At 73.1% G+C, this 20,546-nt stretch carries 22 protein-coding genes; 16 read left to right on the top strand and 6 right to left on the bottom strand.

The features are described 5' to 3' along the window. Nucleotides 1-118 precede the first annotated feature (118 nt). The 6 genes from OG505_RS00090 (at nucleotide 119) to OG505_RS00115 (ending at nucleotide 6,629) form a co-directional block, all read left to right on the top strand. Nucleotides 119-3,160, top strand: coding sequence for an Rne/Rng family ribonuclease (locus tag OG505_RS00090; RefSeq protein WP_405430100.1), 3,042 nt, complete (start codon nucleotides 119-121; stop codon nucleotides 3,158-3,160). A gap of 120 nt (nucleotides 3,161-3,280) precedes the next feature. After that, nucleotides 3,281-3,793: a hypothetical protein gene (locus tag OG505_RS00095; protein WP_405430101.1), complete on the top strand. Its 513-nt coding sequence runs from the start codon at nucleotides 3,281-3,283 to the stop codon at nucleotides 3,791-3,793. Nucleotides 3,794-3,959: 166 nt separating this feature from the next. Beyond that, entirely contained in the window at nucleotides 3,960-4,274 is a 315-nt protein-coding gene (gene rplU / locus OG505_RS00100; RefSeq protein ID WP_007464063.1) for a 50S ribosomal protein L21, read from the top strand. Between the two features lie 11 nt (nucleotides 4,275-4,285). Then, nucleotides 4,286-4,540, top strand: a complete 255-nt coding sequence (gene rpmA, locus OG505_RS00105) for a 50S ribosomal protein L27 (protein ID WP_074313740.1) — start codon at nucleotides 4,286-4,288, stop codon at nucleotides 4,538-4,540. A gap of 93 nt (nucleotides 4,541-4,633) precedes the next feature. Then, on the top strand, nucleotides 4,634-6,109 hold the full coding sequence (gene obgE / locus OG505_RS00110) for a GTPase ObgE (RefSeq protein ID WP_405430102.1): 1,476 nt from the start codon (nucleotides 4,634-4,636) through the stop codon (nucleotides 6,107-6,109). A gap of 70 nt (nucleotides 6,110-6,179) precedes the next feature. After that, the gene (locus OG505_RS00115) at nucleotides 6,180-6,629 is read left to right on the top strand and encodes a GNAT family N-acetyltransferase (RefSeq protein ID WP_405430103.1); all 450 of its coding nucleotides are present in this window, start codon (nucleotides 6,180-6,182) and stop codon (nucleotides 6,627-6,629) included. Nucleotides 6,630-6,678: 49 nt separating this feature from the next. On the opposite strand, the gene OG505_RS00120 is transcribed toward OG505_RS00115, so the two are convergent. Both OG505_RS00120 and OG505_RS00125 read right to left on the bottom strand, forming a co-directional pair. Continuing rightward, nucleotides 6,679-7,341 carry a DUF6766 family protein gene (locus tag OG505_RS00120; RefSeq protein WP_405430104.1) on the bottom strand — a complete coding sequence of 221 codons (663 nt, stop codon included), beginning with the start codon at nucleotides 7,339-7,341 and terminating at the stop codon, nucleotides 6,679-6,681. A gap of 73 nt (nucleotides 7,342-7,414) precedes the next feature. Then, nucleotides 7,415-7,906 (bottom strand): DUF4383 domain-containing protein, encoded by a 492-nt coding sequence (locus tag OG505_RS00125; protein WP_405430106.1) that lies wholly within the window; start codon nucleotides 7,904-7,906, stop codon nucleotides 7,415-7,417. Between the two features lie 232 nt (nucleotides 7,907-8,138). Here OG505_RS00125 and OG505_RS00130 point away from each other — a divergent pair, with 232 nt between their 5' ends. Genes OG505_RS00130 through OG505_RS00140 form a run of 3 tightly spaced genes read left to right on the top strand, consistent with a single transcriptional unit; the run spans nucleotide 8,139 to nucleotide 10,109 of the window. Next, on the top strand, nucleotides 8,139-8,963 hold the full coding sequence (locus OG505_RS00130; RefSeq protein ID WP_405430107.1) for a hypothetical protein: 825 nt from the start codon (nucleotides 8,139-8,141) through the stop codon (nucleotides 8,961-8,963). Nucleotides 8,964-8,994: 31 nt separating this feature from the next. After that, nucleotides 8,995-9,462 (top strand): phage holin family protein, encoded by a 468-nt coding sequence (locus OG505_RS00135; RefSeq protein WP_354857914.1) that lies wholly within the window; start codon nucleotides 8,995-8,997, stop codon nucleotides 9,460-9,462. Beyond that, nucleotides 9,459-10,109, top strand: a complete 651-nt coding sequence (locus OG505_RS00140) for a DUF3618 domain-containing protein (RefSeq protein WP_405430108.1) — start codon at nucleotides 9,459-9,461, stop codon at nucleotides 10,107-10,109. The genes OG505_RS00135 and OG505_RS00140 overlap by 4 nt, the downstream gene beginning before the upstream one ends. A 100-nt stretch (nucleotides 10,110-10,209) precedes the next feature. Here OG505_RS00140 and OG505_RS00145 read toward each other — a convergent pair whose 3' ends face one another. Further along, nucleotides 10,210-11,247 (bottom strand): glycosyltransferase, encoded by a 1,038-nt coding sequence (locus tag OG505_RS00145; RefSeq protein ID WP_405430109.1) that lies wholly within the window; start codon nucleotides 11,245-11,247, stop codon nucleotides 10,210-10,212. 292 nt (nucleotides 11,248-11,539) lie between these two features. Between OG505_RS00145 and OG505_RS00150 the strand changes: the two genes are divergently transcribed. Then, nucleotides 11,540-11,929, top strand: a complete 390-nt coding sequence (locus tag OG505_RS00150) for a hypothetical protein (RefSeq protein ID WP_405430111.1) — start codon at nucleotides 11,540-11,542, stop codon at nucleotides 11,927-11,929. Nucleotides 11,930-11,980: 51 nt separating this feature from the next. On the opposite strand, the gene OG505_RS00155 is transcribed toward OG505_RS00150, so the two are convergent. Beyond that, a complete protein-coding gene (locus OG505_RS00155; RefSeq protein WP_007464035.1) occupies nucleotides 11,981-12,199 on the bottom strand; it encodes a DUF397 domain-containing protein in 219 nt (72 codons plus the stop codon). 68 nt (nucleotides 12,200-12,267) lie between these two features. Here OG505_RS00155 and pepN point away from each other — a divergent pair, with 68 nt between their 5' ends. Next, the gene (gene pepN, locus OG505_RS00160; RefSeq protein ID WP_405430112.1) at nucleotides 12,268-14,784 is read left to right on the top strand and encodes an aminopeptidase N; all 2,517 of its coding nucleotides are present in this window, start codon (nucleotides 12,268-12,270) and stop codon (nucleotides 14,782-14,784) included. A 93-nt stretch (nucleotides 14,785-14,877) separates the two neighbouring features. On the opposite strand, the gene OG505_RS00165 is transcribed toward pepN, so the two are convergent. Continuing rightward, entirely contained in the window at nucleotides 14,878-16,092 is a 1,215-nt protein-coding gene (locus tag OG505_RS00165) for an FAD-dependent oxidoreductase (RefSeq protein ID WP_405430113.1), read from the bottom strand. 159 nt (nucleotides 16,093-16,251) lie between these two features. After that, nucleotides 16,252-16,911 carry a PadR family transcriptional regulator gene (locus OG505_RS00170; RefSeq protein WP_405430114.1) on the bottom strand — a complete coding sequence of 220 codons (660 nt, stop codon included), beginning with the start codon at nucleotides 16,909-16,911 and terminating at the stop codon, nucleotides 16,252-16,254. A 130-nt stretch (nucleotides 16,912-17,041) separates the two neighbouring features. On the opposite strand from OG505_RS00170, the gene nadD reads away from it, so the two are divergent. The 5 genes from nadD (at nucleotide 17,042) to OG505_RS00195 (ending at nucleotide 20,487) form a co-directional block, all read left to right on the top strand. Then, nucleotides 17,042-17,638 (top strand): nicotinate-nucleotide adenylyltransferase, encoded by a 597-nt coding sequence (nadD, locus tag OG505_RS00175; RefSeq protein WP_203178711.1) that lies wholly within the window; start codon nucleotides 17,042-17,044, stop codon nucleotides 17,636-17,638. Nucleotides 17,639-17,748: 110 nt separating this feature from the next. After that, nucleotides 17,749-18,156: a ribosome silencing factor gene (rsfS, locus tag OG505_RS00180; RefSeq protein ID WP_405430116.1), complete on the top strand. Its 408-nt coding sequence runs from the start codon at nucleotides 17,749-17,751 to the stop codon at nucleotides 18,154-18,156. After that, nucleotides 18,153-18,782: a histidine phosphatase family protein gene (locus OG505_RS00185; protein WP_405430118.1), complete on the top strand. Its 630-nt coding sequence runs from the start codon at nucleotides 18,153-18,155 to the stop codon at nucleotides 18,780-18,782. Before rsfS ends, OG505_RS00185 begins: the two co-directional genes overlap by 4 nt. 72 nt (nucleotides 18,783-18,854) lie before the next feature. Then, entirely contained in the window at nucleotides 18,855-19,709 is an 855-nt protein-coding gene (locus OG505_RS00190; protein ID WP_405430120.1) for a DegV family protein, read from the top strand. A 4-nt stretch (nucleotides 19,710-19,713) separates the two neighbouring features. Then, entirely contained in the window at nucleotides 19,714-20,487 is a 774-nt protein-coding gene (locus OG505_RS00195; RefSeq protein ID WP_405430121.1) for an SDR family NAD(P)-dependent oxidoreductase, read from the top strand. The last annotated feature ends 59 nt before the right edge of the window (nucleotides 20,488-20,546 follow it).

Consider the following 20,546-nt stretch of genomic DNA (forward strand, 5'->3'; position numbering starts at 1 on the left):
CTCTTGCAGGCAGACTTCGGCGGTCGCGCACCACGCGCGCCCGGCGGAAACACTTTTGCGGCGACCCTGCGTGGCAGCGCTCACCCGCGCCCGGGGCAGCCAGAACTGGAGAACGTCCATGCTCGAGAACGAGCCCGAGGGCGGCGAACGGACCGGTTCACAGCCGGCCGGCGACACCGCTGACCAGAGCACCACCACCGAGGGCGCCGCCGGCGTGGAGCAGGCGGGCGCCCAGAACGCCGAGCCTGCCGCGCCGCCCCGGCGGGCGCGGGCCACCCGGCGTCGGGCCGCCCCGCTCAACCAGCCGGAGCAGGCCGAGGCACCCGTCGAGGCGTCCGCCGGCGGGGCCGGCGCCGTCGAGTCGCCGCAGGCGGAGGTCTTCGCCCCGATCTCCGGTGACCTGGACGTCGCCCCGAAGACCCCCCGACGCCGGCGCAAGGCGGCCCCCGTCGAGACGACCGCCGAGGAGCCGCTGGTCGCCGCCAGCGCGGAGCTGGCCTCCCCCGAGGTCGTTCCTCCGGTCAAGGTGACCCGCACCCGGCGCAAGAAGGCAACGCCCGCCGTCGAGGAGCCGCCGGCCGTCGAGGAGCCCCTCGCCGACGAGCCCCCCGCCGACGAGCCCGTCGAGGAGGACGCCGCTGAGCCGCCGGCGGAGTCCGACCTGCGTCAGGCGGAAGCCGAGCTGAACGAGGCGCAGACCCCGCCGGGCGGAACCGTCGCCGAGCAGGCGTTCGGTGCCGCGCGGGAGCGCTCCGGCGAGGTGGCGCCCGGTGTCGCCGTGGCGAACGTGCCCGATGAACCGATCGAGCCCGCCGAGGTGATCGAGCCCGAGCAGCCGCGGACCCGCCGTCGGCGGGCCGCGCTCTCCGCACCCACCGTGCTGTTCATGGCACCCCAGCCGGACGCCGTGCCGGTGACCCGGCCGGCGGAGCCCGCTCCGGTGGCCGAGGAACCGGCCGTCGAGGCCGAGCCGTCCCGCCGACGGCGGCGCGCTCGCCGCGACGTCGAGCCGGTGGAGCCGGTCGAGGTCATCGAGGCCGAGGAGGAGCCGACCGAGGAGGCCGACGAGGCCATTGAGGCGGACGAGGACGACGAGGACAGCGCGGCCGCGCGCCGCCGCCGTCGGCGTGGCCGCCGAGGTCGGGGCCGGGGCAAGGGCGGCGCCGACGACGCCGAGGACGAGGAGTCCGACGAGGCGGCGCAGGCCGACGAGGAGGAGACCGCCGAGGCCGAGGCCGAGGGGGACGAGGACGAGGAGTCTGAGGGCGGGGACGGGTTGACCCGTCGTCGCCGTCGTCGCCGCCGTCGCGGCGCCGGTGACACCGAGGGCGCCGCCGACGACGGCGTGCCCACCGTGGTCAAGATCCGTGAGCCGCGTCGCACGGTCGACGAGGTCCAGGGCGTGTCCGGCTCGACCCGGCTGGAGGCCAAGCGCCAGCGTCGCCGGGACGGTCGGGAGCAGCGGCGTACGCGGCCGCCGATCCTCAGCGAGTCGGAGTTCCTGGCCCGCCGGGAGGCGGTCGACCGGGTGATGGCGGTCCGGCAGCGCGGTGACCGTACCCAGATCGCCGTCCTGGAGGACGGCGTGCTGGTCGAGCACTACGTCACCCGCAACTCCTCGGGCACCATGGCCGGCAACGTCTACCTGGGCAAGGTGCAGAACGTGCTGCCCAGCATGGAGGCGGCGTTCGTCGACGTCGGCCGGGGTCGCAACGCGGTGCTGTACGCCGGCGAGGTCAACTGGGACACCTCCGGGCTGGAGGGGCGTGCCCGCTCGATCGAGCAGGCGCTGCGCTCCGGCGACTCGGTGCTGGTGCAGGTCACCAAGGACCCGATCGGGCACAAGGGCGCCCGGCTGACCAGCCACATCGCTCTCTCCGGCCGGCACCTGGTCTACGTGCCCAACGGCAACGCGTCCGGGATCAGCCGGAAGCTGCCGGACACCGAGCGCAAGCGGCTGCGTGACGTGCTCAAGAAGCTGGTCCCGGACGGCGCCGGCGTGATCGTCCGTACCGCCGCCGAGGGCGCCAGCGAGGACGAGCTGGCCCGCGACGTCAAGCGGCTCCAGTCGCAGTGGGAGGACATCCAGGCCAAGGCCGCCGAGGGCGGTGCCCCGGTGCTGCTCTACGAGGAGCCGGACCTGGTCATCCGGGTGGTCCGGGACCTGTTCAACGAGGACTTCCGCGAGCTGGTCATCGAGGGCGAGCAGTCGTACGGCATCGTCGAGTCGTACCTGTCGCACGTCTCTCCGGACCTGGTCGACCGGGTGCGCCGGCACGTCGGCACGAGCGACGTGTTCGCCGAGTACCGGATCGACGAGCAGATCATCAAGGGCCTGGACCGCAAGGTGTTCCTGCCCTCGGGCGGCTCGCTGGTGATCGACAAGACCGAGGCCATGACGGTCGTCGACGTCAACACCGGCAAGTACACCGGCTCCGGCGGCAACCTGGAGGAGACGGTCACCCGCAACAACCTGGAGGCGGCGGAGGAGATCGTCCGCCAGCTCCGGCTGCGCGACATCGGTGGCATCGTGGTGATCGACTTCATCGACATGGTGCTGGAGTCGAACCGGGAGCTGGTGCTGCGCCGGCTCACCGAGTGCCTGGGCCGGGACCGCACCAAGCACCAGGTCACCGAGATCACCTCGCTCGGCCTGGTGCAGATGACCCGTAAGCGGATCGGCGCGGGCCTGCTGGAGGCGTTCAGCGAGACCTGCGAGTGCTGCAAGGGTCGGGGCGTCATCATCCACACCGAGCCGGTGCCGGAGAAGCCGCGTACCGGTGGGGCCGCGGAGAAGGTCAAGGCGGTCGCCTCGTCGGCGCCGGCCGCTCCGGCCGTCGAGGCCGGCACCGCGTCGCCGCGCCGCCGGGCGCGCAAGAGCGCCCCGGCCGAGCGCGCGGTGGTCGAGGTCGTCGACACCGACACCAGCGTCGAACCGGACGCCGACTACCAGGACACCATGGGGTACGACCTGTCCCGCTACGAGGCGGAGACCGAGGCGGCGCCGGCGGTGTCCGACAGCCTGCAGGGCGAGTCGGCCCGGCTGGCCGCGGCGGACGACCCGGACGCGCTCGCTGACGGTGACATCGACGAGGAGGCCGGTGGCGCGGGGCGTCGCCGCTCCCGCCGCGGTGGCGCCCGCCGGCGGACCCGCCCCTGACGGCCCTGACCGGCCCGGTGTTTGACGAGGTCCCTTTCCCGGCAATGTGACTCCGGGAGGGACCTCGCCGTTCCGGTCACCCCGGGCCGGGAGTGGTCGGCCCCCGGTCGGGAGAAGAAGATGCGTCGCCTGCTCGCCGTCACCGTGCTGGTAGCCGTGCTCGCCGTCGAAGCCGGCTGCTCCGCCGACCGGTCGGTCGATGCGGGCCCGACCGGCGCGACCGCCAGGGCTTCCGGCCCGGCCGCCGGGTCCGGGGGCGCTCCCGGCGGGTCGACCGGTACGCCGGTGGGTGGCGGTGTCGCGGGCGGCAGCCGGCAGGTCTGCGCCGAGGCGCAGCAGGCCGGCGCCACCGCCGTCCGGGAGTACGTGGCGGAGTTGGGCCGGATGGTCGCGGCGGTGGGTGCGGGGGACACCGCCACCGCCGATGCGGCCCGCACGAGGGCGCAGACGGCGCTGGCCGGCTGGCGGGCCGCACTGCGGGAGCAGTCGGCGCGGTCCACCGATCCGCAGCTCAAGACGCTGCTCAGTGACCTCGGCACGGAGGTCGCCGCACTCGGCGTGGACGTCGAGTCGATCGACGAGACCGAGCTGGACCGGCTCCAGCAGCGCCTCGACCAGCTCTGCGCCCGCTGACCAGGGCGGGCCGGTTTGGGGTCCGGGCCGGCAATGGCGTACTCTTGCCTGCGGCCCACCTTTGGTGTGCCGAGTTCCCGTGTGCCCGCGCCGCCGTGCACTGCTACCCGGCGAGCCGCCGCGGGGACGACCGCCAGCAGCCTCAACGACAGGGAGTCCGCCTCCGATGTACGCGATCGTCAAGACCGGCGGCAAGCAGTACAAGGTCGCCGAGGGCGACGTGATCGAGGTCGAGAAGCTCACCGGTGCCCCCGGTGACGCGGTGAAGCTCACCGCGGTGCTCCTCGTCGACGGTGACGACCTGGTGACCGACGCGGCGAAGCTTGCCGAGGTCGCGGTGTCCGGCGAAATCGCCGCGCACACCAAGGGCCCGAAGATCCGGATCCACAAGTTCAAGAACAAGACCGGCTACCACAAGCGCCAGGGTCACCGCCAGCCGTTGACCCAGGTCAAGGTGACCGGCATCTCCAGCGGGAAGTAGGTCGTCCTCCAATGGCTCACAAAAAGGGTGCGTCCAGCTCGCGTAACGGTCGTGACTCCGCGGCCCAGCGACTCGGCGTGAAGCGCTTCGGTGGTCAGGTCGTCAGCGCCGGTGAGATCCTCATCCGGCAGCGTGGCACCAAGTTCCACCCCGGTGACCTGGTCGGCCGTGGCGGCGACGACACGCTGTTCGCGCTGTCGGCCGGTGCGGTCCTGTTCGGCACCAAGCGCGGTCGCAAGACCGTCAGCATCGTTCCGCAGCAGTAGTTCTCTTCGCTGGGCGGGCCGCGGACCTCCGGGTCCCGGCCCGCTTCGCTTTTTCGAAGTGCGGGGTCGACCCTCGCTGGAAGGATTGACGCCGTGGCGACGTTCGTTGACCGGGTCGTCCTGCATCTGCAGGCCGGCGATGGTGGGCACGGTTGTGTCTCGATCCACCGCGAGAAGTTCAAGCCCTTCGGCGGGCCGGATGGCGGCAACGGCGGGCACGGCGGCAGCGTCTCGCTGGTGGTCGACCCGCAGGTGACCACGCTGCTCGACTTCCACTTCCACCCGCACGTCAAGGCCGACAACGGCAAGGGCGGCGCCGGATCGAACCGGGACGGGGCCAACGGCCACAACCTGGTGCTGAAGGTGCCCAACGGCACGGTGGTCCAGACCACCGACGGCACCGTGCTGGCCGACATGGTCGGCGCCGGCACCACCTTCGAGGTGGCCCGCGGCGGGCGCGGCGGGCGCGGCAACGCCTCGCTGGCCAACGCCAAGCGCAAGGCTCCGGGCTTCGCCGAGCTGGGCGAGCCCGGTGACCAGCTGGACATCGTGCTGGAGCTGAAGAGCGTCGCCGACGTGGGCCTGGTGGGCTTCCCGTCGGCCGGTAAGTCGTCGCTGATCTCGGTGATCTCCGCCGCGAAGCCGAAGATCGCCGACTACCCGTTCACCACCCTCGTGCCCAACCTCGGTGTGGTCCGGATGGACAACCACACCTTCACCGTCGCCGACGTGCCGGGCCTGATCCCGGGCGCGGCCACCGGTAAGGGCCTGGGCCTGGAGTTCCTGCGGCACATCGAGCGCTGTGCGGTGCTGGTGCACGTCATCGACTCGGCGACCCTGGAACCCGGCCGCGACCCGGTCGCCGACATCGACGCCATCGAGGCCGAGCTGAGCCAGTACGGCGGGCTGACCGACCGCCCACGGCTGGTGGCTGTGAACAAGGTCGACGTGCCGGACGGTCGGGACCTCGCCGAGATCGTCCGCCCGGATCTGGAGGAGCGCGGCTACCGCGTGTTCGAGGTCTCCGCGGCCACCCGCGAAGGGCTCAAGGAGCTGACGTACGCGATGGCCGAGCTGGTCGAGGCGGAGCGCAAGGCGGCTCCGCCGGCCGAACCGACCCGGATCGTGATCCGGCCGATGGCCGTGGACGACGCCGGCTTCACCATCACGGCCGAGGCCGACGGCTCGTTCACCGTCCGGGGCGTACGCCCGGAGCGGTGGGTCAAGCAGACCAACTTCGACAACGACGAGGCCGTCGGTTACCTCGCCGACCGGCTGGCCCGGCTCGGTGTGGAGGACAAGCTCGCCAAGGCCGGCGCCCAGCCCGGTGACCTGGTCCGGATCGGCGAGCGCGAGTTCGACTGGCAGCCGACGCTGTACGCGGGTGTGGAGTTCGTGCCCGGCAACCGGGGCACCGACGTCCGCCTGGAGGAGAAGTCGAACCGGGCCTCGGCGGCGGAGCGGCTCGCCGCGCGCAAGGCCCGCCGGGTGCGCTCGGCGGACGAGGTGGGCGCGGACTCGTCCGACGACGACGTCGAGGACATCGAGGACTCCGACGACGCCGAGTAGCCCGTTGCTCTCCGTGATCGGGACGACTGCCGGAAACCTCCGCGAAATCCACCCCGCCTAGCGTGGGGTGATGCTGATCGAGTCGCGGCCCGCCACCGATCCCGAGGTCGCCGCCCTGGTCGTCGCCCAGCAGCGTGAGCTGCGCGAGGCCGACGGCGGGCTGGACGGCCAGGTCACCGTCACCCACGACGACATCCGCTACCTGGCGGTGGTGGTGCACGGTCGGGCGGTCGCCTGCGGCGGGCTCCAGTCGCTCGACGCCGTCACCGGCGAGGTGAAGCGGATGTACGTCCGGCCTGCGTACCGGGGTCGGGGCATCGCCCGTCAACTGCTCGCCGCGTTGGAGGAGTGCGCGTTCCGGCAGGGGCACACGGTGGTCTGCCTGGAGACCGGCACGTACCTGCCGGCGGCGATCGGGCTCTACACCTCGTGCGGCTACGAACCGGTCCCGGTGTACGGGGAGTACGTCGGCAACCCGTACAGCGTCTGTTTCGCCAAGCGGCTCCCGGTCGCGGCCTGACGGCGGCGGGTCCGGCTGACCGCGACGGGCCGGTCGGCCGCGGCGGTGCTCAGGCGCCGGTCTCGGCGTGCGCGACGGTGACCGGCTTCGACTCCGGCGACGCGTGCTGACGCAGGACGATGCTCAGCAGGATCAGGGCGCCGACCGCCAGGAACTCACTCTGCCAGTTCTGCATCGACTGGAACCAGAAGTCGCTGGTGCCGAAGAAGTCCCACGCGCTGATCGGCGGCGCTCCGCTCTGCAACGCCTGCTCTTCGTTGTAGGCGGCGGTGCCGCCGAGCAGGTGCCCGACGAACGAGCCGGCGAAGATCAGCAGCAGCGCGAGGGAGAGGCTGTTGCGGTAGACCACCAGCGGAAGGCCGCCGGCGCGTACCGGCCACGGTGACCGGGCGGTGGCGCGGCGCTCGTCGTCCTCCGGCCGGTCGGTCTGGTCCACCGGCTTCGACTCGGCCGAGCCGCGCTGCACCAGGTACGCGGTGAGCAGCACGTACCCGCCCATCTGGAGGAACTCCGACTCCCAGTTCTCGAAGACCGCCTCGGCGAAGTGGCCACTGGTCAGGTACGCCGGCCAGCTCAGCGGGGCGGCGCCGAACTCGGTCAGCTCCTCGTTGTGGGTCTGCCAGCCGAAGACGCTCTGCAGGACCAGGAAGACTCCGAACGCGCCCAGCATGGCGGCGGTCAGCGCGTTGTCGCGTATCCAGCGAGGCATCATCGACCCCTTCCACGGATTCTCAGCCGGTCACCTACCCACGCCGCAATCGCCGTCAAACACGTGAATCGACAGGTCAAGGCCGGTCGATCGGGCCGTCCAGGCGCCCACCGGTGCCCACCTGGTTGGACAGCAGCAGCCCGAGCGCGACCATGCCGAAGCCGAGGGCGAGGTGCAGCCAGTTGTCGGCGTCGTTGACCGGCAGGATGTTCGCGCCGGCGTCGGGGTCGATCGTCTCGATCGCCAGGCCGTACAGCCAGAGAGCCAGGTAGATCGCGCCGCCGCCGGCCAGGAAGAGCCGGGCGCCGGCGATGCTGCGGGCCAGCACCAGGCCCACCAGCCCGAACAGCAGGTGCAGCGCGTTGTGCAGGATCGACACCTGGAACAGCCCGAGCAGCTTGGCGGCCGAGTGGTGCCCGGCGAAGGTCAGCTCGCCGTAGTCGGTGGTGATGCCGGGGATGAAGCCGAGGATTCCGATCAGCAGGAAGACCCCGGCCACGACCAGCGCGACCACCTGCACCCGGGGTCGGGGGGCGGCAGCTCGGCCACCTCGCGCGTCTCGTGCCATCCCTGCCCCCTTTTCGTGGATCTGCCGGTCCCGCGAACCTCGCTGTCCGCAGCGGCGACGTGACGCAGCCCGACGATCCTCCATTTTGAAGTCGATCCGGTCGGCCGCGCAGAGAAATGCACGAACAGGTATGGAAGCCGAAACGCAGGGTAGGTGAGTTGTCAGCGGCCACGGCGTCACGGCCGCATCCCCCCAGCACAACCGCGATGACTTTCCGAGCGGAAGGGAAATCATGACTTACGAAGTGTCACCCACGTCTTCCACGTACGGGCACGAGTCCACCAACGGCGGCGGCGTCCGCGAGCAGGCCCGCCACGTCGGGTCCGAGGCGGCGCACGCTGGCGGCGCGGTCGGCCAGACCGCGAAGGAGCAGGGCGCCGAGGTCGGCCGCGAGGCCGCCCGGCAGGCCCGCAACCTCTACGGCGAGGCCCGCACCCAGCTCGCCAGCCAGACCGGTGAGCAGCAGCGCCGGGCCGCCGGCGGACTGCGGTCGATCGCCGACGAGATGCGCACGATGGCCGAGCAGGGTGGCCAGGCCGGTCCGGTGAGCGAGCTGGCCCGCCAGGCCGCCGACCGGGTGCACGGTGTGGCCGGCTGGCTGGAGGAGCGCGAGCCCGGCGACCTGATCAACGAGGTACGCGACTACGCGCGGCGCAGCCCGGGCACCTTCCTGGTCGGCGCGGCGGTGCTCGGTGTGCTGGCCGGGCGCCTGACCCGCGGCATCTCCGACTCCGGCGACCACTTCGGCAACGGCTCGGCGGGCTACCGCGGCAACGGGGCGTACGACCCGGAGCAGACCGCGGTGATCCCCACGCCGCCGCCGGCACCCCAGACGGCCGCGGACACCACCCCGGCGGGCGGCTACCTCGACCCGACCCCCGGGACGTACACCGACCCGACGCCTGGCGGCTACAGCGCCCCGACGCCTGGCGGCTACAGCGCCCCGACCCGTCAGGACGGCCACACCGAGCCGGCCAGCACCGGTCAGCCGCTGCCGCCGGTGACCCAGACCGATCCGCTGCCGGGCGTGCCGTCCAGCGGCAGCCCCCGCCCGTGAGGCGCCGAGTCGTCCGAAGGGAGGCGACGGCATGACCATGCCGACGCAGGGGTCCGGCCTGGACTCCGGTTACCACCCCGACGCGGGTGCCCCGCACACCGCGGCGGAGGTGAAGGGCAGCTCGCTCGGTGACCTGATGCGCCAGGTCACCACCGACCTGTCGACGCTGATGCGTCAGGAGGTCGAGCTGGCCAAGGCCGAGATCCGCCAGGAAGGCAAGAAGGCCGGCAAGGCCGCGGGCCTCTTCGGCGGCGCCGGCTTCGGCGGCTACATGGTGGCGTTGTTCGTCTCCATCGCCGTGTGGCAGTTCCTGGACAACGTCATGGACTCCGGCCTGGCCGCGCTGATCGTGGCCGTCATCTGGGCCGTGGTCGCCGCGGTCCTCTACTCGATGGCCAAGAAGAACGCCCAGCACGTACGCGGGCTCAAGCAGACCAACGACAGCGTGCAGCGGATCCCCGACGCGCTCAAGCCCCACCCGGAGGGAGTCACCCGATGAGCACCGATCCCGACCAGATCCGCCGGGAGATCGAAGCCACCCGCAACAGCCTCAGCTCCGATGTGGACGCGCTGGCGTACAAGGTCAGCCCGAGCCGCATCGTCGACGACCGCAAGCAGCGGGCCCGTTCCGCGCTGCAGAATGTGAGGGACAAGGTCATGGGAACCGCGTCTGACCTCGGCCACGGCACCGGCCACGCCGCCCACTCGGTGGGTGACCGCGCCTCCTCGGCGGCCTCCAGCGTCAGCGACGCCGCGCACTCGGCGGCCTCCTCGGTCAGCGACGCCGCCCACAGCGCGCCCCGGGTGATCCGGCAGAAGTCGCAGGGCAACCCGCTGGCCGCCGGCCTGATCGCCTTCGGGGTCGGCTGGCTGGCCTCCTCGCTGATCCCGGCCTCCCACCGGGAGCAGCAGGCCGCCGCTCAGGTCAAGGACAAGGCCAGCGAGCACAGCGGCGCCGTCAAGGAGAAGCTGGGCGAGGTGGCCAGCGAGCTCAAGGACGAGCTGCGCGAGCCGGCCCAGCACGCCGCTGAGTCGGTGCGGTCCACCGCCGAGGACGCCGTGCACGCGGTCAAGGACGACGGCCGGTCGGCCGCCCAGGATGTCAAGGACCAGGCCCAGCAGGCCCGCCAGCAGGTCAGTTCCTGAGCCCACCGCAATCGGCGACAGCTCGCGGTCACCCCGGTGCCCACGAGCTGTCGCCTGTCCGCCCGCGCCCCGACGCGGTCGCGGTGCAGCGGCGGCCTGCTCAGCGCAGGCGTCGGCCGGGTCGGCGAGCGGCCTGGCGGATCCGGGCGTTGCCGTAGCGGACTCCGCCGAGCAGGACGCGCTGGGCGACCGCCAGCCAGCTGCAGATCCCACGTTCGAGCAGCCAGAGTGGGGCGGCCAGCGAGGTGCTCGGTGGGAAGACGATCCCGCCGTCGGCGCGACGGCGGCCCACCTCGGCCACGGCGACGACAGCTACCGCCGTGCCGAGCAGCAGCCGGGGCCGGCGGGACGCGACCGCCGCGGCCAGCGCCGGCAGGACCGCGAGCGCGGTCAGCAGACGGGCCGGCTGGGCCAGATCGTCGTACGCCTGGCGGACCCGCTGGCCACAAAAGTGGGTCGCGTCCGGCGGCAGCCGGCGTACGTACAGCCAGGGCGGCGCGACCTCGACGCCGCCGTACGCGCGCACGGTGCGGATCAGCTCCAGGTTCTCGAAGAGCACGTCCGGGTCGTACCCGCCCATGGTGAGGAACGTGCTGCGGCGCACCGCGAGGGTGCCGGGGTAGTCGTTTCCGAGCGCCCGGTTGAGCAGCGTCCGCCCGGTGTCCCACCAGGCGTGCCAGGGCAGTGGGTCGAAGTAGTTCTGCGGCCGGACCAGGTCGACCCGGCCCAGCAGCCGGTGCACGGCGCGCAGCCCGGCCTCGTCGTACCGGACGTCGTCGTCGGCGATCACCACGTGTTCGTGGTGTGCCGCGTCGACGCCGGTGTGCACCCCGACCACCTTCCCGTTGAGCCCTCGCCCGGCGGGATCGGGCGGGAGGTGCCGGACCAGCCCCTGCCAGGCCGCCGCGTGCCGCGCGAAGAGCTCCGGAGGCGACCCGTCGACGACGAGCACCTGGACGAGGCCGCTCAGCCGGCGCAGGTAGCCGGTCAGCTCGTCCAGGCCGCTGTCGGTGCGCCAGCGCAGCGGCAGCACGTACGCCATCGGCAGCACGGCCGGCGGCAGGGTGGCCGGCGGCGGCGTGCCGGTGTTGTCGTGCCCGGCTCTCCGGGCGGCGCCACCGGTGGCCTGGAAGGACATCGTGCCTCCTGGGCAGGCGGTCCGCGGCCGGCGGTGGGCGGGCCGCCCGCTGCACGTGCCCGCCCTGCCTCGATCCAAACCGGGATGTCGTTCGACTGCGGCCGGCGTCGCCGTCGCGCTGCGTCTACCCGTGTCGCCGCCGCTGAATCCCCGTAGCGACAGCGCGTTGGCTGGCCCCTCCCACGGGCGGCGGAACCTGGTTAGCTGGCTGGTGGGGCCGCCGTGAGCCGGCAGCACCGGTCAGCCGGCCCGGCCCTGGGTGGGCCGATGGCCACGACCACGGGGAGGGCGAATGCACGACAACAGGTCGCCGCACTGGCGGCAACGACGGGCGGTCGCGGCGACGGGCGTGGGTCGTGCCCTGCGCCCACTGATCGGCCCGCCCGGTCGGCCGATGAGGCCGCGCCGGTTCTTCACCGTGCACCTGGGCTTCACCGCGCCGGGCGCGGCCGACGCCCGCGAGCAGGCGGTGACGTACGCGGAGGCGCTGAGCCTGCTTCGCCCGGAGGTGGCCCTCGGTGCGGCGGCCCTGTCACCGGCCGACGCGTGGCACCGGGCCGAGCGGCTGTTCTGTGGCGCGGTCGGCCCGGACGGGGAGCGCTGCGTCGATGTCGCCGAGCATCCCGGCTTCCACCACGCGCCGGGTCCCGGCGGTCTCGGCTGGGGCGACGGTGACGCCTGACCTGGCGTCACGGGTGGCGGTCGATCCTCGCCACCCGCGACCGCCGGGCGATCAGTCCAGGTCGAACTCGCCGTCCTGCGCGCCAGCGACGAACGCGTCCCACTCGGCCTGGGTGAAGACGAGCACGGGGCCCTCCGGCTCGGCGGAGTTGCGCATCCCGATCAGATCGTCGACGAACGCGACCTCGACGGCGCTCTCCGAGGTGTCCCCCTCGGCCCGTTGCCAGACGGCCCGGGAGAGGTCGAAGTCGCCCTTGGGGTGCTGCGCCATGGTTCTTTCCTCCAGTGCGGGGGCCGTCTGGGGATCGCGTGCCGATCCCCATCGGGCAGGATAAGCGGATGCCGAGCCTGACCCGTGTAGAGGCGACCGCGCGTGGCGCGGCGATTACCGTCGAGTCCTATCAGGTGGACCTCGACCTGACCGGCGACGGAGAGCTGTTCCGCTCCCGCGTCGAGATCCAGTTCCGGGCGACCCCCGGCAGCGCCACCTTCGCCGAGGTCAAGCCCGCCAACCTCCTGGCCGTACGCCTCAACGACCGCGAGGTCGACCCCGGCACGTTGACCGACAACCGGCTGCCGTTGGGTGACCTCGCCGCCACGAACATCCTGGTCGTCGAGGCGGAGATGGCCTACTCCAACACCGGGGAGGGGATGCACCGCTTCGTCGACCCGACCGACGGCGAGACCTACCTCTACGCGGTGACGTTCCTGGACAACGTGCAGCGCATCTTCGCCGCGTTCGACCAGCCCGACCTCAAGGCGTCGTTCACCCTCACGGTCACCGCGCCGCCGCAGTGGACCGTCTCCAGCAACGCCGAGGTGGCCGCCAACCCGGCCCCGGGGCGCTGGGAGTTCGCCCCGAGCGCGCCGCTGTCCACGTACTTCTTCTCGCTGATCGCGGGCCCGTACCACGTGCGGCGGGCCGAGCACGACGGTGTGCCACTGGGCCTCTACTGTCGACGGTCGCTCGCCGAGCACCTCGACGCCGACGCCGAGGAGATCTTCACCGTCACCCGGCAGTGCCTGGACCGGTTCCACCAGCTCTTCGCCGAGCGCTACCCGTTCGGCAAGTACGACCAGGCGTTCGTCCCCGAGTTCAACGCGGGCGCGATGGAAAATCCGGGCATCGTCACCTTCCGCGACGACTACGTGTTCCGCTCGGCGGTCACCGACACCCAGCGCGAGCTCCGGGCCACCACGATCGCCCACGAGATGGCCCACATGTGGTTCGGTGACCTGGTCACCATGCGCTGGTGGGACGACCTGTGGCTCAACGAGTCGTTCGCCGAGTATCTGGGCACCCGGGTCACCGCCGAGGCGACCCGCTTCGGCCAGTCGTGGACCACGTTCGCCATGCGCCGCAAGGCCTGGGGGTACGCGGCCGACCAGCGACCCTCCACCCACCCCGTCGCCCCGCAGGAGGTGGCCGACGCCGACGAGGGCCTGCTCAACTTCGACGGCATCTCGTACGCCAAGGGCGCTGCCGTGCTGCGGCAGCTCGTGGCGTGGCTCGGCGACGAGGCGTTCCTCGCCGGCCTGAACGCGCACTTCGCCGCGCACCGCTTCGGCAACGCCACCCTCGCCGACCTGCTGGCCAGCCTGAGCGCGGCCAGCGGCCGGGACCTGTCCGGTTGGGCCGAGCTGTGGCTGCGCCAGCCGCAGGTCAACACGTTGCGCGCCGAGGTCGCCGTCGACGCCGACGGCCGCTACACCGAGGTCGCCGTGGTGCAGACCGCCCCCGAGTCGCATCCGGTGCTGCGTCCGCACCGCATCGGCGTGGGCCGGTACGCGGCGGACGGCACGGTGCGGCGTACCGAGGTGGATCTCGACCCGGCCGTCGACGGTGGCCGGACCGTGCTCGGCGAGCTGGCCGGCGAGCCGGCGGCCCAGGTGCTGTTGCTCAACGACGGTGACCTCACCTTCGCCAAGGTGCGCCTCGACGCGGCGTCGGTGGACGCCGTCGCGCTGGTCCTGCCGCGCCTGACCGACCCGCTCACCCGGGCGGTGCTCTGGGGCGAGGCACTGGACGCGGTGACCGACGGGGAGCGGCCGGTCGGCGGCCTGGTCGACCTGATGGTCGCGGCACTGCCCACCGAGACCGAGGTGATCATCGCGGAGGACGTGTTGACCCTCAGCCGGTCCCTGGTGGACCGCTACCTCGACCCGCTGGCCCGTTCGGCGGCGCTGGCCCGCGTCGCTGACGCGTGCCGCCGGTTGCTGGCCGGCGCGGCGCCGGGGGAGTCGTTGCAGCTCGCCGCCGCGCGGGGCTGGATCGCCGCGACCACCGACGCGGACCTGCTCGTCGGTTGGCTCGCCGGCCGGGACGTGCCGGCGGGGCTGAAGGTCGACGCCGAGCTGCGGTGGGCCGTGCTGCGCCGGCTCGTGGTGCTGGGCGCGGCCGGGGAGCCGGAGATCGCCGCCGAGGCGGCCGCCGACGTCAGCTCCACCGGCGCGGAACGGGCAGCCCGCTGCCGGGCCGCCGTGGGCGACCCGGCGTCGAAACAGGCGGCATGGGAGATCATCGTGGGCGACACCGGGCTGTCCAACCGGCTGCTGGAGGCGACGGCCGAGGGGTTCTGGCAGCCCGAGCAGGCCGACCTGACCGCCGCGTACGTCGAGCGGTACTTCACCGAGATGCCGGCCGCCGCGCGCCGGCGTACCGGGTGGACGGCCGATTGGGTGGCCAAGCTGGCGTTTCCCCACTACGCCGTGGCGCAGCCGACGCGGGAGGCGGCCGCGGCGCTGCTGGCCCGCGACGACCTGACCCCGGGCCTGCGCCGGGTGGTCACCGACGCGGACGACGACCTGCGGCGCGCGCTCATCGCCCGGACGGCGGTGGCCGCCGCCTCAGCCTGAGGCTGGGTCACGGCGGCAGCCTGAGGCCGGGCCGCCGGGGCGCTCCGGTGCCGGCAGGGCGCGGGGCGGCCGGGCCACCCCGCGCCCCTGCGGTCAGCGCAGCGCGGGCTCCGCTGTCACCGGGGCGTCGAAGTCGATGACGTGGCGCTGCTCGTGGGCGATGGTCCGTTCCGGGTCCATCGCCGTGCGCACGAGCAGCGGCATCAGCAGCGGCATCAGCGTCCGCGCGACCGGCCCCGGGGCCTTGGTGTGGTTGATCCGGGCCGCGCGGGCGGCGACCTTCTCGACCCGGGTGCGGCGCAGCCGCACGTACGCGTCGAACGCGGACGCCACGTCGGGCAGGTCCCGCAGGCAGCGGGCGAGCTGCACCCCGCTCTCGATGGCGAGCGAGGCGCCCTGCCCGGAGCTGTTCGACGGCGCGTGCGCCGCGTCGCCGACCAGCACCATCCGCCCACGGTGCCAGTGCGGCACCGGCGGCATGATGTGCAACGACCCGACGGCCCGGAGTTCGGCGGCGCTGCTGGTGGCCGTCAGCTCCCCGCCCGGGTCGTCGTCGCCGTAGGTGGTGCGCAGCGTGTCCAGCCACTGTTCGGCCGGCACCGCGCGGGCCTCGACGAGGCTCATCGGCCGCTGCTGCGGCAGGTTGGCCCCCCAGCGGGTGCCGCCGCCAGGCTCCGGCCAGTACAGGTAGTAGCCGCGTCGGCCGAACGCGAACGTCATCGTGCCCGCCTCGGCGTCCACCTCGTGCCGGGCGACCGCCTCGAAGCCGAGCAGCCCGGTGAACCGGGGGCCGGGCGCGGCCGGGTCGATGAGGCCACGGACGGTGGACCGGATGCCGTCCGCACCGACCAGGATGTCGGCGGTGGCCGTGCTGCCGTCCTCGAAGCGCGCGGTCACGCCGCTGTCGGTCTGCTCGGCGGCGACCAGCCGTCGGCCGTACGCGAAAGCGACGCCCTCGGCGACCGCCCGGTCGTGCAGAACCCGGTGCAGCTCGGCCCGGTGCACCACGCGCAGCGGCGGCACTCCGGCCAACGTGGGCAGGTCGATGCGCCGACGGCCGACGGCCAGGACGGTGCGGTGGATCGGGGTGGCGATCGCTGTCACCGCCTCGTCCGCGCCGACCGCCCGCAGGGCCGCCACGCCGTTGGGCGCGAGCGCGAGGGTGCCGCCGATGCCGCCCACTCCGGCGGCGGTGGCCGGGTACGCCTCGTGAACGGTGGCGGTGATGCCGGCGCGGTGTAGCGCGAGCGCCGTCACCGGGCCGGCGATGCCGCCGCCGATGACGATCGCGGTTCGTGCCGTGGTCATGCTCTCTCCCTGGGTGTCGTCGGGTGCGTGCGTGCGAACCGACCTGGGAGGGAACCCGGTTATCCTCGTGGTTGCCGCTTCGGGCCGGGTGCCTGAACAGGTGTCGGTTCGAGGTAGGGCTCCGGCGGGGTGTTGGCGCACCCCGCCGGAGCTGTCTTCTCAGTCGGCGTTGTCGGGGTCGCTGCTGGTCCTCTCGGCCAGCTCAATCAGCTCGGCCGGCATCTCGCCGGTCTCGTGGAAGGCCCGCCACGTGTCCAGCCCCGGGTAGCTGCCCGAGGTCAACTCGGCGAGCAGGGCCCGCAGCCAGGTCGTCTCGGCGGCGCGCATGGCCAGGTCGTACTCCGCCTCCACCAGGAACAGCCGGGGGATCTCCCGCAGGTGGCCGTCGAGCGTCTCGCGGTCCCGGCGCAGCGCGTCGTCCAGCCGGTCGAGTCGCTGCCGGAGCAGGTCGGTGGCCTCGTCGGGATGCAGGACGGCGAGGACGGACAGGCCGGCCCGGAAGCGGGGGTGCTCCGGCATCGGCGTGGCGACCAGCTCACGCGCCCAGTCGACCAGCTCGGCCCGCCCCGCGTCGGTGATCCGGTAGACGGTGCGTTCCGGGCGTCGGCCCTCGCGGACGCTCTGCACCGCGGCGATCAACTGGTGTTTGTCCAGGTTGCGGATGACCGTGTAGAAGGAGCCCCACTTGATCTCCATGTCCTGGTCCTTGCCCCAGGCGCGCAGGGCGCTCGCCATCTCGTAGGGGTGCATGGGCCGCTGGGCGAGGGCGGAGAGCACGGCCAGTGCCAGCAGGTTGCCGACCTTGCGCCGTTTCGGCATGGCGCCCCCCTTACTCGCTGACGATTACTCGTAGACGAGTATATGCACGGAATCGACCACCTGGCGACCCCCTCGCGCACCGGCACCAGGCCCTGGCGGCCTGCCCCGACGCCCGGCCTACGATCACGGGGTGGAGGAAGACATCCGGCGGATCGGGATCATGGGCGGCACCTTCGACCCGATCCACCACGGGCACCTCGTCGCGGCCAGTGAGGTGGCGGACCGGTTCGGCCTGGACGAGGTGGTGTTCGTCCCGACCGGGCAGCCCTGGCAGAAGGCTGACGAACCGGTCAGCCCCGCCGAGGACCGGTACCTCATGACGGTCATCGCCACCGCCTCCAACCCCCGGTTCCAGGTCAGCCGGGTCGACATCGACCGCAGCGGGCCGACCTACACGGTCGACACGCTGCGCGACCTCCAGGCCGAGTACGGCCCCAAGGTGCAGTTGTTCTTCATCACCGGCGCGGACGCGCTGCAACGCATCCTGTCCTGGAAGGACCTGGACGAGATCTTCGAGCTGGCGCACTTCATCGGGGTGACCCGCCCCGGCTTCCCGCTGACCGACGAGCACCTTCCGGCGGACACGGTCAGCCTGATCCAGGTGCCCGCGATGTCCATCTCGTCGACCGACTGCCGCGCCCGCGTCGCCCGAGGCGAACCGGTCTGGTATCTGGTGCCCGACGGTGTGGTGCAGTACATCGCCAAGCGACGCCTCTATCAGCCCTGATCACGTCCGGTATGCACCGTTCCGTACGTCTAACCGACCAGAACTGACGGGTCGTGACCTCGCCGGGTGTGAGACGCTTGGAGAATCGCACGGTTGATCGAAGGAGAACGGTGACAGTTTCCGAACGCGCTCACGAGCTGGCGATCGCCGCCGCCCAGGCCGCCGCCGACAAGAAGGCGCAGGACATCGCGATCATCGACGTCGGCGACCAGCTCGCCATCACCGACGCGTTCCTGCTCGCCGCCGCCCCCAACGAGCGTCAGGTGCTCGCCATCGTCGACGCCATCGAGGAGCGTCTGTTGGAGCTTCCGGAGAAGGCCAAGCCGATCCGGCGCGAGGGTGAGCGGGGCGGCCGCTGGGTGCTGCTCGACTATGTCGACATCGTGGTGCACGTCCAGCACACCGAGGAGCGCGAGTTCTACGGGCTCGACCGCCTCTGGAAGGACTGCCCCACCATCCCGTTCGTCGACCGCGACCTGGTCGAGGCCGACGCCGGCGGGACCACCGCGGCCGAATGACCCGGCTGATCGTCTGGCGGCACGGCAACACCGACTGGAACGCCGCCAACCGCGTCCAGGGGCAGACCGACGTACCCCTCAACGAGCTGGGCCGCGACCAGGCCCGCGCCGCCGCGCCGCTGCTCGCGTCGCTGCGTCCCGACGCCATCGTGTCCAGCGACCTGAGCCGCGCCGCGGAGACCGCGGCGGCGTTGGCCGCGCTGACCGGGCTGCCGGTCCGCACCGACGCCCGGTTGCGCGAGCGGCACTTCGGCCAGTGGCAGGGCCTGCACCTCACCGAGGTCGCCGAGCGTTTCCCCGCCGAGCACGCCCGCTGGCGGGCTGGCGACCCGGCGCCGGGAGCCGACCTGGAGCCGCTGCACGACCTCGGCGAGCGGGTCGCCGCGGCGTTCCTGGCGGCGGCCGACGTGGTCCTCGGCGGGACCGTGGTCATCGCCACCCACGGCGGTGCCTCCCGCCAGGGCGTCGGCCACCTGCTCGGCTGGCCCCCCGACGTGCTGCGCACCATCGGCTCGCTGGCCAACTGCCACTGGTCCGAGCTGCGGCACGACGACGTTCGAGGCTGGCAGCTACGCGGGCACAACGTCGGCCTGGTCACCGCCCCGGCCGTCGTCGACGCGGTCTGAGCGCCGATCCCGCCCGGGGCCGGCGCGCTCGCGCCTCGGCGTATCCCGTCGTGATCGGCTAGCGTGCCGGGCATGCCCGTCGCGGTCGTCACCGACTCCACCGCCTACCTTCCGCCCGAGCTGGTGCGGCGGCACCGGCTGACCGTCGTTCCGCTGACCGTCGTGCTCAACGGCGCGGAGGGTCTGGAGGGGGTGGAGACCCAACCCGCCGACGCCACCAGGGCGCTGCGCGAACGGCGGGTCTCGGCCAGCACCTCCCGCCCGGCGCCCGAGCAGTTCGCCCGGACGTACCGCCGCCTCCTCGACGAGGGCGCCGACGGCGTCGTCTCGGTTCACCTGTCCGCCGGCCTGTCCGGCACCGTCGAGGCGGCCCGGCTTGCCGCCGTCGACTTCGACGGTCGGGTCGAGGTCGTCGACAGCCGCTCCGCCGGCATGGGGCTCGGCTTCCCGGCCGTCGCGGCCGCCACGGCCGCCGAGGCCGGGGCAGACCTCGCCGGTGTACGCGACGCGGCGCTCGCCTCCGTCGCCCGGACCACCGTCTGGTTCTACGTCGACACGTTGGAGTTCCTCCGCCGCGGCGGCCGGATCAACGCGGCCGAGGCGCTGTTCGGCACCGCCCTGTCGGTCAAGCCGATCATGCACATGCCGGACGGGGCGATCGTGCTGCGCGAGAAGGTGCGCACCGCCAGCCGGGGAGTGGCCCGTCTCGTCGACCTGGCCGTCGAGGCGGCCGGCGACGACGACGTGGACCTCGGCATCCACCACCTGGCCGCGCCGCACCGCGCCGAGGCGCTGCTCGCCGCGCTCACCGAGCGGCTCGGTGCACGGCTGCACGACACGTACGTCTCCGAGGCCGGCGCGGTGGTCGCCGCGCACGCCGGACCGGGGCTGGCGTGCGTGGTCGTGCACCGCCGATCGGACGGCTGAGCCGGTGGCCACCGCGTGCGTGGTGACCGGTGGCGGCCGTGGCATCGGCCGGGCCGTGGTGCAACGGCTGGTGACGACCGGCGTCACCGTCGTCGTCGTGGAGCGCGACGCCGAGGCGGTGGACTGGCTGGCCGGGCACCCGGCCGCCGACCGCCTGCGGCCGGTGGTCGGCGATGCCGGCGACGAGCGGGTGGCCGAGCACGCCGCCGAGGTGGCCGAGCGCGCCGGCCGTCTCACCGGCTGGGTGAACAACGCGGCGGTCTTCCGGGACGCGGCGCTGCACTCGGCGTCGGCCGACACCGTCCTGGACCTGATCGGGCTGAACCTGCGCCCGGCCGTGGTGGGCGCGGCGGTGGCGGTCCGCCGGTTCCTGGCCGCCGGCACGGGCGGGGCCATCGTGAACGTCTCGTCGCACCAGGCCCGCCGGCCGGTGTCGGGCGCCCTGCCGTACGCCACGGCGAAGGCCGCCGTGGAGGGGCTGACCCGGGCGCTGGCCGTCGAGTACGGGCGGCACGGTATCCGCGCCAACGCCGTCGCGCTCGGCTCGATCGCCACCGAGCGGCACGCCGAGTTCCTCGCCGCGCAGGAGCCGTCCCAGGCCGAGTGGATCGACGCCGAGCTGACCCGGCTGCATCCGGTGGGCCGGATCGGGCGCGCGGACGAGGTGGCGGAGGTGGTCGCGTACCTGCTGTCGCCGGCGGCGAGCTTCGTCAACGGGGTGACGCTGCCGGTCGATGGCGGACGAGCCGTGCTGGGCCTCGACCCGGAGGCCCGCTGACCCGGCGCGGGCGTGCCGCCCCCGGGTCGTGGTGACGACCCGGAGACGGCGCGACCGGC

Origin of the sequence: Micromonospora sp. NBC_00617 (assembly GCF_045161355.1) — a bacterium.
Lineage (GTDB): Bacteria > Actinomycetota > Actinomycetes > Mycobacteriales > Micromonosporaceae > Micromonospora.